The 14,274-nt window shown below is 68.0% G+C and carries 12 protein-coding genes; 8 read left to right on the top strand and 4 right to left on the bottom strand.

Translation table 11 applies throughout. The annotated features are described in order from the left end of the window. Nucleotides 1-41: 41 nt before the first annotated feature. The 4 genes from sufC to A5767_RS03205 are packed head-to-tail and all read left to right on the top strand — an operon-like array spanning nt 42 to nt 3,003. Nucleotides 42-830, top strand: coding sequence for a Fe-S cluster assembly ATPase SufC (sufC, locus tag A5767_RS03220; protein WP_064060313.1), 789 nt, complete (start codon nt 42-44; stop codon nt 828-830). Nucleotides 831-834: 4 nt separating this feature from the next. Then, a complete protein-coding gene (locus A5767_RS03215) occupies nt 835-2,088 on the top strand; it encodes a cysteine desulfurase (RefSeq protein ID WP_064060314.1) in 1,254 nt (417 codons plus the stop codon). Between the two features lie 4 nt (nt 2,089-2,092). Beyond that, nucleotides 2,093-2,584, top strand: a complete 492-nt coding sequence (gene sufU, locus A5767_RS03210) for a Fe-S cluster assembly sulfur transfer protein SufU (RefSeq protein WP_026061042.1) — start codon at nt 2,093-2,095, stop codon at nt 2,582-2,584. Further along, nucleotides 2,584-3,003: a metal-sulfur cluster assembly factor gene (locus A5767_RS03205; protein WP_006551506.1), complete on the top strand. Its 420-nt coding sequence runs from the start codon at nt 2,584-2,586 to the stop codon at nt 3,001-3,003. Before sufU ends, A5767_RS03205 begins: the two co-directional genes overlap by 1 nt. A gap of 56 nt (nt 3,004-3,059) precedes the next feature. On the opposite strand, the gene ku is transcribed toward A5767_RS03205, so the two are convergent. Next, nucleotides 3,060-4,094 carry a non-homologous end joining protein Ku gene (ku, locus tag A5767_RS03200; protein ID WP_019289299.1) on the bottom strand — a complete coding sequence of 345 codons (1,035 nt, stop codon included), beginning with the start codon at nt 4,092-4,094 and terminating at the stop codon, nt 3,060-3,062. A gap of 97 nt (nt 4,095-4,191) precedes the next feature. After that, nucleotides 4,192-5,307: a lycopene cyclase family protein gene (locus tag A5767_RS03195; RefSeq protein WP_064851632.1), complete on the bottom strand. Its 1,116-nt coding sequence runs from the start codon at nt 5,305-5,307 to the stop codon at nt 4,192-4,194. 167 nt (nt 5,308-5,474) lie between these two features. Between A5767_RS03195 and A5767_RS03190 the strand changes: the two genes are divergently transcribed. Together A5767_RS03190 and A5767_RS03185 are read left to right on the top strand one after the other, a co-directional pair. Beyond that, nucleotides 5,475-7,106, top strand: coding sequence for an ABC-F family ATP-binding cassette domain-containing protein (locus A5767_RS03190; protein WP_039587163.1), 1,632 nt, complete (start codon nt 5,475-5,477; stop codon nt 7,104-7,106). Nucleotides 7,107-7,226: 120 nt separating this feature from the next. Further along, nucleotides 7,227-7,478, top strand: coding sequence for a helix-turn-helix domain-containing protein (locus A5767_RS03185; RefSeq protein WP_026061044.1), 252 nt, complete (start codon nt 7,227-7,229; stop codon nt 7,476-7,478). Between the two features lie 17 nt (nt 7,479-7,495). Here A5767_RS03185 and A5767_RS03180 read toward each other — a convergent pair whose 3' ends face one another. Together A5767_RS03180 and acnA are read right to left on the bottom strand one after the other, a co-directional pair. After that, a complete protein-coding gene (locus tag A5767_RS03180) occupies nt 7,496-8,062 on the bottom strand; it encodes a TetR/AcrR family transcriptional regulator (RefSeq protein ID WP_016691734.1) in 567 nt (188 codons plus the stop codon). 105 nt (nt 8,063-8,167) lie between these two features. Beyond that, on the bottom strand, nt 8,168-10,972 hold the full coding sequence (gene acnA / locus A5767_RS03175; RefSeq protein ID WP_016695699.1) for an aconitate hydratase AcnA: 2,805 nt from the start codon (nt 10,970-10,972) through the stop codon (nt 8,168-8,170). 341 nt (nt 10,973-11,313) lie between these two features. Here acnA and A5767_RS03170 point away from each other — a divergent pair, with 341 nt between their 5' ends. Together A5767_RS03170 and A5767_RS03165 are read left to right on the top strand one after the other, a co-directional pair. After that, a complete protein-coding gene (locus A5767_RS03170) occupies nt 11,314-11,862 on the top strand; it encodes an Rv1476 family membrane protein (RefSeq protein WP_024100824.1) in 549 nt (182 codons plus the stop codon). A gap of 364 nt (nt 11,863-12,226) precedes the next feature. Beyond that, nucleotides 12,227-14,128, top strand: a complete 1,902-nt coding sequence (locus A5767_RS03165) for an NlpC/P60 family protein (RefSeq protein ID WP_064851631.1) — start codon at nt 12,227-12,229, stop codon at nt 14,126-14,128. Nucleotides 14,129-14,274 lie beyond the last annotated feature (146 nt).

Genomic DNA, 14,274 nt, shown 5'->3' with positions numbered 1-14,274 from the left:
CCCGTACTCCCGATACCTCTCCACTAAGGAAACGCATTTCGATGTCCACACCTTCGAACGTCCTCGAGATCAAGGACCTGCACGTCCGCGTCGCTCAGAACGACGAGAACGCTGAACCCATCGACATTCTCAAGGGCGTCGATCTCACGGTCCGCTCGGGTGAGACGCACGCCATCATGGGCCCCAACGGCTCCGGAAAGTCCACCCTGTCGTACGCGATCGCCGGCCACCCCAAGTACGAGATCACCTCGGGCAGTATCACCCTCAACGGTGAGGACGTGCTCGAGATGAGCGTCGACGAGCGCGCCCGCGCCGGCCTGTTCCTCGCGATGCAGTACCCGGTCGAGGTGCCCGGCGTGTCGATGTCGAACTTCCTCCGCACCGCCGCGACCGCCGTGCGCGGCGAGGCTCCCAAGCTGCGCCACTGGGTCAAGGAGGTCAAGCAGGCGATGTCCGAGCTGGACATCGATCAGGCCTTCGGCGAGCGCAGTGTCAACGAGGGCTTCTCCGGTGGCGAGAAGAAGCGCCACGAGATCCTGCAGCTCGGTCTGCTGAAGCCGAAGATCGCTATCCTCGACGAGACCGACTCGGGCCTCGACGTGGACGCGCTGCGCGTCGTCTCCGAGGGCGTGAACCGCTACCAGGAGAACGAGAACGGCGGCGTCCTGCTCATCACCCACTACACCCGCATCCTGCGCTACATCAAGCCGCAGTTCGTGCACGTCTTCGTGGGTGGCCGCGTCGTCGAGTCCGGTGGCCCCGAGCTCGCCGACGAGCTCGAGACCAACGGCTACGTTCGTTTCACCCAGGCAGCAACGCAAGGAGCGTGATCGGATGACGGTGCCGGTGCGGACCTTGGACATCGCCCGGATCAGGGCGGATTTCCCGATCCTCGCGCGCACGGTGCGCGACGGCAAACCCCTGGTCTACCTCGACTCGGGGGCCACCTCCCAGCGTCCGGTGCAGGTGCTCGACGCCGAGCGTGAGTTCCTGGCGACGCGGAACGCGGCCGTGCACCGCGGTGCGCATGCGTTGTCGGAGGAGGCGACCGACTCGTACGAGGACGCCCGCGCTGTCATCGCGTCTTTCGTCGGGGTCGACGTCGACGAGGTGGTGTTCACCAAGAATGCCACCGAGTCGCTCAACCTCGTCGCCTACGCCTTCGCCGACGACCGGTTCCCGCACCGGCTCGGACCCGGTGACGAGATCGTCGTCACCGAGCTCGAGCACCACGCGAATCTCGTTCCGTGGCAGGAACTCGCGCGGCGCACGGGTGCCACCCTGCGCTGGTACGGCGTCACCGACGACGGCCGCATCGATCTCGACTCGCTGACGCTGACCGACGCTGTGAAGGTCGTGGCGTTCACGCACCAGTCGAACGTGACCGGCGCGGTCGCCCCCGTCGAGGAGATCGTGCGACGCGCGAAGGAGATCGGCGCGATCGTCGTGCTCGACGCGTGCCAGTCGGTGCCGCACATGGCCGTCGACTTCCGCGCCCTCGGAGTCGACTTCGCCGCATTTTCCGGACACAAGATGTTCGGTCCGTCCGGCGTCGGCGTTCTCTACGGTCGCCGCGACCTGCTCGCCGACGTGCCGCCGTTCATCACCGGTGGCTCGATGATCGAGACGGTGACGATGGAGGCCACGACCTTCGCCGCACCGCCGCAGCGATTCGAGGCCGGTTCGCCCATGGTCTCGCAGGCCGTCGGCCTCGGTGCCGCTGTGCGCTATCTGCAGGACATCGGGATGGACGCCGTCGCTGCACACGAACACGAGCTGACCGCTGCTGCGCTCGCCGAGCTGGGCGGCATCGACGGCGTGCGCATCATCGGACCCACGACCGCCGAACAGCGGGGCGGGGCGGTGTCGTTCGTCGTGGACGGAATCCATGCGCACGATCTCGGCCAGATCCTCGACGACGAGGGCGTGGAGATCCGGGTCGGACACCACTGTGCCTGGCCGCTGCACCGCCGCTTCGGGGTGGCCGCGACCGCCCGCGCATCGTTCGCCGTGTACAACACGCCGGACGAGGTGCAGGCACTCGGCGCGGCGATCCGGCGCGCCCAGAAGTTCTTCGGGGAGGCGTGATCCGATGCGGATGGAGCAGATGTACCAGGAAGTGATCCTGGACCACTACAAGCACCCGCACAATCGCGGACTGCGCGAACCGTTCGGCGCCGAAGTGCACCACGTCAACCCGACCTGCGGCGACGAGGTGACCCTGCGCGTGCACATCGACGGTGACACCGTCGCCGACGTCTCCTACGACGGGCAGGGCTGCTCGATCAGCCAGGCGTCGACGTCCGTGCTCACCGACCAGGTGATCGGCGTTCCGCTCGGCGATGCACTGAAGATCGTCGAGGGGTTCGTCGAGATGGTCGGCAGTCGCGGCACTGTCGAAGGCGACGAGGACCTGATCGGCGACGGCATCGCGTTCGCCGGCGTCGCGAAGTACCCGGCGCGCGTGAAGTGCGCGTTGCTGGGCTGGATGGCCTTCAAGGACGCGGTCGCGCAGACCGTGGACGCAGCCCCCGCCGACCTGGCGGGCGGCGCGCACACCCTTTCGAGCGGAGGACAGAACTGATGACCGAACCCGCACCGGGCACCGTGAACACCGACGAGAATCCGACGGCCGACGCCGGCGCGGACGAGACCTCGACGCTGGTCGCGGCCACGGCCCCGCCGCTGGATCCGGGCCGCCTCGACGAACTCGAGGAAGCGCTGCGCGACGTCGTCGACCCCGAGCTCGGCATCAACGTCGTCGATCTCGGTCTCATCTACGGGATCTCCGAGGTCGACGAGACCGTGACCGTGGATATGACGCTCACCTCGGCGGCGTGCCCCCTCACCGATGTCATCGAGGAGCAGGCCAAGGGCGCACTCGTGCGCAGCGGCCTCTGCGACGAGCTGCGCATCAACTGGGTGTGGATGCCGCCGTGGGGTCCCGACAAAATCACCGACGACGGACGCGAGCAGCTGCGCGCACTCGGCTTCACCGTCTGATCCGGCTGTCTCCGGCTCCGAGCCTCGGCGCCTGATCTTCGACTTCTCGTCGGAGGTCAGGCGCCTTTGCGTTCGCCGGAGGTCTTCTTGGCGGCCGTCTTCTTGGCGGGACTCTTCTTCGCCGTGCTCTTCGACGCCGAACTCTTGGACGCGGTCTTCTTCGCCGTGCTCTTCTTGGCGGGACTCTTCTTGGCCGCCGAACTCTTCGACGCCGTTTTCTTCGCGGGGGCCTTCTTCGCGTCCTCGTCTTCATCCTCGTCATTCTTCGAGGACTTCTTCCCGCCGGAGGACGAACCGGACGGGACCTTCTTGCCCGCCGCGTCGACGCTGCGCTGCAGGGCCGCCACGAGGTCGAGCACCTCGGCGTCCTCTTCGCCGGTGTCGTGTTCGGCGACCTGGAAGACCTTCTCGCCGCCGCGGGCGAGGGCCTCGTCGATCAGCGTGCGCAGTTCCACCTGGTACTCGTCGGTGAACTCGGTGGGATCGAAATCGTCGGACATCGACTCGACGAGGGTCTCGGCCATCGCGAGTTCGCGTTGCTTCGGCTTCTCGATGTCGTCGAGCGACTCGAACTCGGCTGCGCGAACCTCGTCGGGCCACAGCAGGGTCTGCAGGATGAGCAGACCGTCACGGGTACGCAAGGCCGCCAGCCGGGTGCGCTGACGAAGGGTGAAATGCACCAGCGCCGTCCGGTCGCTCTGCTCGAGAGTCGCGGCGAGCAGGCCGTAGGCCTTCGGCGACGACGAATCGGGTTCGAGATAGTAGGACTTCTCGAACAGGATCGGGTCGATCTGCTCGGTGGGCACGAACTGCAGCACCGGAATCTCGTGCTTCTCGGCGGCGGGGAGTTTCTCGAAGTCCTCGTCGGTGAGCACGACCCGCTCGCCGTCCTCGGAGTCGTACGCCTTGTCGATCTCCTGGTAGGGGACGACCTCCCCGCACTCGGTACACACACGCTGATACTTGATCCGTCCACCGTCCTTCGCGTGCACCTGGTGGAAGGAGATGTCGTGCGACTCGGTCGCCGAGTACACCTTCACCGGCACGTTGACGAGGCCGAACGCGAGTGAGCCTTTCCAGATCGACCGCATGTGTCCATCATGATCGACACCTCGGGAGCACGCTGGAAAGCTGCGAAACTCACCGGGCGGTTCGCCGAGCCCTTCGCCACACGCCGCACCCGGCGGATCAGCGGAGCGAACGCAGAATGGTTCCGCGCGCACCCGTCGGCAGCACCCGGAACAGCCGCCACATCGTGGCCGCCACGCCAGTCGCGTCGTCGCGACCGGACAGGTAGGCGCGCTGCTGCTCGACCGGCAAAGCGAAGAACGCGTCGAAGAACTCGATCGCTCCGCGTGCGTCGAGTCGCAGCAGGACCCGCAGTCCCATCTGCCGCAGGGTCGCCACCGAGCGGGCGCGCACCGGCCACAGGACGCGCTGGGGGTCCTCGCCGAGGCGCACCGCGTCGATCACCGCATCCGCGGTGGACAGGGCGGTGGCCACCGCGTATCCCGTGGCCGGATGCATGAGACCACCGCGAGCGCCGAAGCCGATCACCCCGGGTGCCGTCGGTGCGCTCTCGACGGCGAAGCGCACCCGTTCGACCTGCTCGTCGCCGGTCGTGCGCACGCCTCGCGCCGCGAGGCGGATGTGCAGGCGCCGTTCTAGTTCGCCGAGACCGAGCGCCGGGCGACCGACGAGGCAGGTCTCCTCGAGGATCGTGCGTCCGTCGCCGACCGGCACCGCATACAGGAAGGACGGCACGTCGTCGGGGCCCGTGCCGTTGTCGCGGCGCCAGTCCATGAACCAGGCGTCGTGGCCGTCGAGTGCCGGAGCTGCGGTCGTATCGTCGACGATCAGCCCGAATGCCGTCTGCTGGGCACGTTCCGGTTCGGCGGGAACCCCGCGGGCATCGACGACGTAGCGGGCAGTCACCCGGCGTCCGTCGCCGAGGACCACGCCGTCCGCATCGACGTCGCGTACCCGACCCGTGACCACCGTGACGGCGTCGAGGGCGAGGAAGTCCTGCAGGCACGCCGTGTCCAGCACCCGGTAGGCACGATCGACGATCCGGGGCTCGGTCGTCCACGCCGCGGGCCTGTCGATGCGTGCTGCCACCACCTCGTCGGGCAGCCAGGCGGGCAGTTCGTCGGCCCACGCCGCGTAGGTCGCGGTCCACCGACGCTGTGGACGCACGTCGACGGCCGTCACCGACAACCCGGCCGCGGCGGCACGGAACGCCAATGCACGGCCGGCGGGGCCGAGTCCGGCCACGACGAGGTCGGTGGAGGGAAGGTGGGTCACGGGCGCCAGCCTAGGTTGCGCACGGGGAGAACCCGGCCGCGCGTGGCGAGGGGTAGTGCATCTCACCGTGGGAGAGAGGTGCTGTCACTGTAAAATGGGTGATTCGTGTGCCCGGCTGTTTGCCAACATGGCACCCATCCATCGTCCTTCGTTCTAGGAGCCCGTGCGTGATCACCGCTACCGACCTCGAAGTCCGCGCCGGCGTGCGGACGCTGCTCACCGCCCCCGGCTCGGGGCTGCGGGTGCAGGCCGGGGACCGGATCGGCCTCGTGGGACGTAACGGTGCCGGCAAGACCACGACCCTGCGGATCCTCGCGGGTGAAGGCGAACCCTACGCCGGCGCCGTGATCCGTTCCGGAGACATCGGTTACCTGCCGCAGGATCCCAAGGAGGGCAATCTCGACGTCCTCGCCAAGGACCGGGTGCTCTCGGCGCGAGGTCTCGACGAGATCCTCCGCAGCATGGAGAAGCAGCAGGCGCTCATGGCGGAGGCCGTCGACGAGAAGATCCGCGACCGTGCCGTGCGCAAGTACGGTTCGCTCGAAGAGCGTTTCGCGACGCTCGGCGGATACGTCGCCGAATCCGAGGCTGCGAGCATCTGCCACAGCCTCGGCCTGCCCGACCGGGTCCTCGGCCAACCCCTCCACACGCTGTCGGGTGGTCAGCGCCGCCGTGTCGAACTCGCCCGCATCCTGTTCGCAGCCTCGGACGGCTCCGGCGGGAAGTCCGACACCACGCTGCTGCTCGACGAGCCGACCAACCACCTCGACGCCGACTCGATCACCTGGCTGCGCGGCTTCCTGCAGAACCACGACGGTGGGCTCATCGTCATCAGCCACGACGTCGACCTGCTCGCCGACGTGGTGAACAAGGTGTGGTTCCTCGACGCGGTGCGCGGCGAGGCCGACGTCTACAACATGGGCTGGAAGAAGTACCTCGACGCACGCGCCACCGACGAGGCGCGGCGCCGGCGCGAGCGTGCGAACGCCGAGAAGAAGGCGTCCGCCCTGCAGAAGCAGGCCGCGAAGCTCGGAGCGAAGGCCACGAAGGCCACGGCCGCCCAGAACATGGCCAAGCGTGCCGAGAAGCTGCTCTCCGACCTCGACGACGTGCGCGTCGCCGACAAGGTGGCCAAGATCCGGTTCCCCACACCGGCCGCCTGCGGAAAAACCCCGCTGATGGCCAAGGAACTGACCAAGGTCTACGGCTCCCTGGAGATCTTCACCGGCGTCGACCTCGCGATCGACCGGGGCAGCCGCGTCGTCGTCCTCGGCCTCAACGGTGCCGGCAAGACGACGCTGCTGCGACTGCTCGCCGGTGTGGAGCAGCCGGATCTCGGCGAACTCGTGCCCGGCCACGGTCTGAAGATCGGCTACTTCGCGCAGGAGCACGACACCATCGACGACTCGGCGACGGTATGGGAGAACATCCGGCACGCCGCTCCCGACGCCGGCGAACAGGACCTGCGGGGACTGCTCGGCGCGTTCATGTTCACCGGTCCGCAGCTAGAGCAGCCGGCCGGAACACTCTCCGGCGGTGAGAAGACGCGACTCGCCCTGGCGGGGCTCGTCTCGTCCGCAGCGAACGTGCTGCTCCTCGACGAACCGACCAACAACCTCGATCCCGTCTCGCGCGAGCAGGTGCTCGACGCCCTGCGCAGCTATGAGGGTGCCGTCGTGCTGGTCACCCACGATCCGGGTGCGGCCGAGGCCCTCGACCCGGAACGTGTGATCCTGCTTCCCGACGGAACCGAGGACCACTGGTCCCAGGAATACCTCGAGCTCATCCAGCTCGCCTGATCGGGCCTCCGGTCGGATCCGTCCCCCGATCCGCTCCCGCTGGTCCGATCTGCGTCCGCGCAACCTGACAGTCCTCTAGCCTGGGAAAGGGACCTTTGGCGAGGGCGCAGGGAGGATCCGATGGCGCGAAATTCCGGTGGTGGAGAGACGACCTACGCGAAGGGAGCCCGAGTTACAGGGGAATCGCGGGACCGCTTGCAGGAGGATCTGAAGCGCCGCTACGAGGAGGGCGCGAGCATTCGGAGGCTCGCGCAGGAAACCGGTCGATCCTACGGTTTCGTGCACAACGTTCTCGTGGAGTCGCAGGTGCGGCTGAGGGGCCGCGGCGGCCCGAACCGTCGTCGGGCGGCAGCGAGCGACGAGAAGGCGTGAGGAACGGATCCGGCGCGTCAGTCGCGGCGGCGCACGGATTCCTCGACGAGGTCGAGAACCGCGACGAGGTCCTGTTCGGTGTGGCCTGAAGCGAGGCGGGCGACGAGCCCATCGAGCACGAGGTCGAGATAACCCAGGACGACTTCGGTCGGTACGTCGTCGCGCAGCCGGCCCGCTTCCCGCTGCCGTTCGAGACGTCCGACGGTGGCCTCGGTGAGTTCGGCCGAATGCTGCATCCACGCCTTCGCGAACTCGGGGTCGGTGCGGAGGCGACGCGTGATCTCGAGCCGCGTCCCGAGCCAGTCGAACTGGTCGGGGGAGGACAGCATGTCGCGCATGACCTGCACGAGACCCTCGTTGGCCGCGACGTCGGCCATCCGTCTCGCATCCTCCTGGGCGAGGGCGAGGAACAGTCCGTCCTTGTCCTTGAAATGGTGGAAGATCGCGCCACGGGACAGACCCGTGGCATCTTCGAGCAGTCGCACGGTCGCGCCGTCGTAACCGTATTCGGCGAAGCAGCGACGGGCACCGTCGAGGATCTGCCTGCGCCGCGCGGCGAGATGGTCCTCACTGACCTTGGGCACGCGCCACTTCCTTTCGGCTCGATGGAGACGGCGGGCCCGAGACGAGTCTCGTCCCGGGCCCGCCGCTTCACACGGATGTGACCGATCGGGTCACGAGCACTGCTCTCAGCCGCGGATCATGTTCCGCAGCACGTACTGCAGGATGCCGCCGTTGCGGTAGTAGTCCGCCTCACCGGGGGTGTCGATGCGGACGACAGCGTCGAAGGTGACCTTCTCGCCGTTGTCCTTGGTCGCCGTGACCTTGACGGTCTTCGGCGTGACGCCCTCGTTGAGCTTCTCGATGCCCTCGATGTCGAAGACCTCGGTGCCGGTCAGGCCCAGCGACGCGGCCGACTCGCCCGCCGGGAACTGCAGCGGGATGACGCCCATGCCGATGAGGTTCGAGCGGTGGATGCGCTCGAAGGACTCGGTGATGACGGCCTTGACGCCGAGCAGGCGGGTGCCCTTGGCGGCCCAGTCACGCGAGGAGCCGGAACCGTACTCCTTGCCACCGAGGACGACCAGCGGGATGCCGGCCTTCTGGTAGTTCTGCGAGGCGTCGTAGATGAACGCCTGCGGAGCACCGTCCTGGGTGAAGTCGCGGGTGTAACCACCGGAGACCCCGTCGAGCAGCTGGTTCTGCAGACGGATGTTCGCGAAGGTGCCGCGGACCATGACCTCGTGGTTGCCACGACGCGAACCGAGCGAGTTGTAGTCCTTGCGCTCGACACCGTGGGCGTCGAGGTACTGCGCGGCCGGGGTACCCGGCTTGATCGGACCGGCCGGGCTGATGTGGTCGGTGGTGACCGAATCGCCGAGCAGCGCGAGGACGCGAGCGCCCTTGATGTCGCTGACCGCGTCCGGCTCCATCGTCATGCCCTCGAAGTACGGAGCCTTGCGGACGTACGTCGAGTCCTCGTCCCACGCGAAGGTGTCGCCCTCGGGGGTCTCGAGGTTCTGCCAGCGCTCGTCGCCCTTGAAGACGTCGGCGTAGGACTTGCGGAACATGTCCTGGTTGATCGCCGACTTGATGGTGTCGTCGATCTCCTGGGCGGAAGGCCAGATGTCCTTCAGGAAGACGTCGTTGCCGTCCTTGTCCTTGCCCAGCGCGTCGGTCTCGAAGTCGAAGTCCATCGTGCCCGCGAGCGCGTACGCGATGACCAGCGGCGGCGAGGCCAGGTAGTTCATCTTCACGTCGGGGGAGATACGACCCTCGAAGTTGCGGTTGCCGGAGAGCACCGCGGTGACCGAGAGGTCGTTGTCGTTGACGGCCTTCGAGATCTCCTCGGGCAGCGGCCCGGTGTTACCGATGCACGTGGTGCAACCGAAGCCACCGAGGTAGAAGCCGAGCTTCTCGAGGTACGGCCACAGGCCGGCCTTCTCGTAGTAGTCGTTGACGACCTGCGAACCCGGAGCCATGTTGGTCTTGACCCACGGCTTGGTGGACAGGCCCTTCTCGACGGCGTTGCGGGCGAGCAGCGCGGCGCCGAGCATGACCGACGGGTTGGAGGTGTTGGTGCAGGAGGTGATGCCCGCCACCACGACGGCGCCGTGGTCGAGGACGAACTCGCCGCGCTCCTCCGAGACGACCTTGACCGGCTTCGACGGACGTCCGTGGGCACCGTTGGCGGCCGAGTGGACGTCGACGGCACCGTCGTCCGCGAAGGACAGCACGGCCGGGTCGGACGCCGGGAAGGTCTCCTCGACGGCCTCGTCGAGCTTGGTGTGCTCGGCCGGGAGGTTCTCCTCCACGTAATTGTGGATGTCCTTGCGGAAGGCGACCTTCGACTCGGACAGCAGGATGCGGTCCTGCGGGCGCTTCGGGCCGGCGATCGACGGGACGACCGTCGACAGGTCGAGCTCGAGGTACTCGGAGAACTCGGGCTCGCGGCTCGGGTCGTGCCACAGGCCCTGCTCCTTGGCGTACGCCTCGACGAGAGCGAGCTGCTCGTCGCTGCGGCCGGTCAGGCGCAGGTAGTTGATGGTCTCGCCGTCGATCGGGAAGATCGCTGCGGTCGAACCGAACTCGGGGCTCATGTTGCCGAGGGTCGCGCGGTTGGCGAGGGGGACCTCGGCCACGCCGGCGCCGTAGAACTCGACGAACTTGCCGACGACGCCGTGCTTGCGCAGCATGTCGGTGACGGTGAGCACGACGTCGGTCGCGGTCACGCCGGGCTGGATCTCACCGGTGAGCTTGAAGCCGACCACGCGCGGGATGAGCATGGAGACCGGCTGGCCGAGCATCGCGGCCTCGGCCTCGATGCCGCCGACGCCCCAGCCGAGCACGCCGAGGCCGTTGACCATCGTCGTGTGCGAGTCGGTGCCGACGCAGGTGTCGGGGTAGGCCTGCCCGTTGCGGACCATGACGGTCGGGGCGAGGTACTCGATGTTGACCTGGTGGACGATGCCCATGCCCGGGGGGACGACGCGGAAGTCGTCGAAGGCGCCCTGGCCCCAGCGCAGGAACTGGTAGCGCTCGCCGTTGCGCTCGTACTCGAGGTCGACGTTGCGCTCGAGGGCGTCGGCGCGACCGAAGTAGTCGAGGATCACCGAGTGGTCGATGACCATGTCGGCGGGGGAGAGGGGGTTGACCTTGTTCGGGTCGCCGCCCAGGGTGGTCACGGCCTCACGCATGGTGGCGAGGTCGACGACACAGGGGACTCCCGTGAAGTCCTGCATGATCACGCGTGCGGGCGTGAACTGGATCTCGATGCTCGGGTCGGCGGAGGGATCCCAGTTGGCGATGGCCCGGATGTGATCGGCCGTGATGTTGGCACCGTCCTCGGTGCGCAGCAGGTTCTCGGCCAGGACCTTCAAAGAGTAAGGAAGTTTCTCGGTGCCGGGGACGGCCGACAGGCGGAAGATCTCGTAGGAGTTGTCTCCGACCTGCAGCGAACCCTTGGCGCCGAACGAATCACTACTGGTGCTCACGTCAGCTCCACTCGTCGTTTCGGCTGGCCGCCGACGGGGCTGTGTCGACGGCTGAAGCGAGGCACACGACGTCCGCCCGCGGCCCGTGGCCCGGATGCAGTAGTCGTGGCGTCTCGCCCTCGATTCTAACAGTACGCTTGTCCTGTATTGAACCGAAGTCGGGTCCGTCGTGTCGACGAAGCGTCCCGCCGGCATCGGTCCTGCTCGCGACGAGTGCTTCGAGCCGCCGTCGCGCGATCGCGTAATGTTCTCCCTTGCCCACGGGTGTGGCTCTTCGTGTCGTCTCTGCACGGCCGGATCGCCGTATCGCCCGGCTTCTGCCCCAGCACCACCGGAGAGAGATGTCTGCGCCACTGCTTCGTATACCGGGCCCTGCGCTCACGGATCTTCCCGCCGGGGTCTCGGTCGAAAAAGTGCTCGCCGATCTCGCCGACGACCAGGTGGCGGCGCCCTCGCAGTACGTCGACGACCTCGTCGCCGAGGTGCAGCGCGCGCAGGAGAACGGGATCGACCTCAGCGTGGTCGTGCTCGACCGGGACCCCCGTATGGATTCGCAGCTGCGCGACCTCGCGACGGAGGTCGGCGCCGAGGACGGCGGAACGGTGCTGGTCCTCAGTCCGGGATGGGTCGGGACATTCAGCGAGGATCTCGACCGCGTCACTCTCGAGGCCGCCCAGGATCGCACCTACACCGGCGATCCGGTGGTCTCCACACGCAACTTCGTCGACTCGGTGCTCGAGCCGTCACCGCCCTGGACGCTGATGACGCTGCTGATCGTCGCAGTGGTCGCCCTTGCGGCCGGCGCGACCTGGCTCGCCAAACGCCGCCGCGCGGACGGTGACGCGACCGTTGCCGGAGGTAACGGATCGTCATCGGCCAAGGACGTCTGAGGTCTCTTTCCGTCACCGCGGAGATCGTCTCCGGGTTGTCCTCGCCCCGACCGTGACGGAATCCGGCAGGGAAGATCGTTCGGTGTCCTCACGGTGTTCCTCGGTGTCCGCACCGTGTTCTTTCGGAGTTCTTCCGGCCGATCTTCGTGACTGTCATGCGACATACCCCTGAGGTGTCGTACGGTTTTCATGACGCTCTTGGGGAAGGTGTGTCACAACCCGGCTCGTGGGGACGCTGTCCGCAGCCGGTGTACGACTGCAGCGTGTGAGCCGTGGGGCACCCACGGCGAGCGGATGCTGCCTGCCTTCCTCGGGTCGTCCGGCCGGATGTCTCGGCCACCAGGTGCGACCGAGGGAGATGCAAGTGAGACGGTTCGGTATCCACGGAGGGATTCCGCGACGGTCGGGGCCGGACGGCACCGCCACGACGCTCACTGCAGGCCGTCGACCCGACGGTCCGACGCCCGGTCGCACCCCGCGGACGCGCGCCGGCACGCTCCTCGCCGGTTTGGGGTTGGTCACAGCCGTGCTCCTTACCGTGACCACGACGGCGTCCGCCGCACCGCCCCCGCCGCCGAACCCTTCGGACGCCGAGATCGACCGCGCTGGTGCGGCCGTCGCGGCCAACATCGACCGGGTCGGGCAGCTGATCGTCCGGATCGCCGGCGCGGATCAGCAGCTCGCCGAGCTCGACGCGCAGGTCGCCATCCGCCGCGAGGACGTCAACCGCGCCCTCGTCGATCTCCAGAGCGCGCGCGACGCAGCGGATCTCGCCGAACGGGTGGTCGTGGATTCCCGCCGCGCACTCGACGACGCCGCCGACCGGATCTTCGCTGCCCAGAAGAACTTCGACGCGTTCGTCCGCGACAGCTACACCCGTGGCGCCAACTCGGTCTCCCTCGCGGCCTTCCTCGACGTCGACGGTCCCGACGATCTGCTCGACCGCGCCCAGGTCATGCGGTTGCTATCCGCAGGGCGCGCCGCGGTGCTCGATGCGCTCCAGCGCGCCCGGGCACAGGAGGCCAACTCCCACTCGCGGGCACGCGCGGCCAAGCTCGAGGCCGACGCGGCGGCGGAAGCCGCCGAGCAGCGCAGGGCCGAGGCCGAGGCCGCGATTGCCGTCGCGCGAGCGGAACTCGGTCGGCAGGCCGCGGAGAAGTCGCGCATCGAGCAGGAACGTGCGAACGCGCAGAGCGAACTCGACCGGGCCCGCGTGAACGTTGCGGGCCTGGAAGGGCAACGCGCGCAGTACCAGGACTGGGACCGTCGCCGCGCAGCCGAGGAAGCAGCTGCCGCGGCGGCCGCCGAGGAGGCACGGGTCGCGGCAGCCGCGGCAGCCGAGCGTGTCGCCGCCGACGCCGCAGCCCGGGAACGTGCGGCGGAACTCGCCAACGGCCGTCGCCCCCACACGCTGATCGAGGAGTCTCCGTCGACCGGCGAGAGCGACGTCGCCTCACCGGGTGAGGTCACCACCGAATCCGGAGCGCCGGACGGCAGTGACACCGATACGAGTGGCACCGATACGAGTGGCACCGATACGAGTGGCACCGACACGGCTGCACCGGACTACACCGACGACGCCACGGTCCCGGACGGTACCGACGGTGGAACCGTCCCAGACGGTACCGACGATGGATCCGTCCCGGATGGCACCGACAGCGGCACGATCCCCGACGAGGACGAAGACGAGGACAGCGGCGACGACGGTGGGATCGACTGGGAGAACCCGGATCCGGGCGACCCCGTCGTGGAGACCCCCGGATCGGGGACCGGGGGATCGGGTTCCCGCCCCTCCACACCGAATTCGACGCCCGGGATCCCGTCGCGTCCGTCCGTCACCGGTCCCGCTGCGGTGGAGATCGTCATCGACCGTGCGATGTCCCAGATCGGCGTCCCGTACGCGTGGGGTGGTGGCAACGAGAACGGCCCGACCCGCGGTATCCGCGACGGCGGCGTCGCCGATGTCCACGGCGACTACGCCAAGGTCGGCTTCGACTGCTCCGGACTGATGATCTACGCGTTCGCGGGCATCGGCATCTCGCTCCCGCACTACACCGGCTACCAGTACACGGCCGGTACCCAGGTTCCGTCGTCGCAGATGAGACGGGGCGACATGATCTTCTACGGGCCCAACGCCAGCCAGCACGTCGCGCTGTATCTCGGCGACGGGCAGATGCTCGAGGCGCCGCAGTCGGGATCGTTCGTGAAGATCTCGCCGGTACGCTGGGGCGGCATGACACCGTACGTGGTGCGCATGGTGTCGTGAGGGCGAGGTTTGCCGCGGCCCTCGTACCACCGAGGGCGGGTGCCATCCGGTCGTTTCCGGGTGCCGTCTCCCGGTCGGTGCAGGGGCGACGACACACCGAGCCGGCACCTGCAATAGTGGTGCAGCAGGTGTTTCCAGCGGAGCGA

Source organism: Rhodococcus sp. 852002-51564_SCH6189132-a (assembly GCF_001665495.1).
Taxonomy (GTDB): Bacteria; Actinomycetota; Actinomycetes; order Mycobacteriales; family Mycobacteriaceae; genus Rhodococcus; species Rhodococcus pyridinivorans.
Note: the sequence above shows the minus strand (reverse complement) of the source record. Positions and strands in the feature narration are given on the sequence as shown.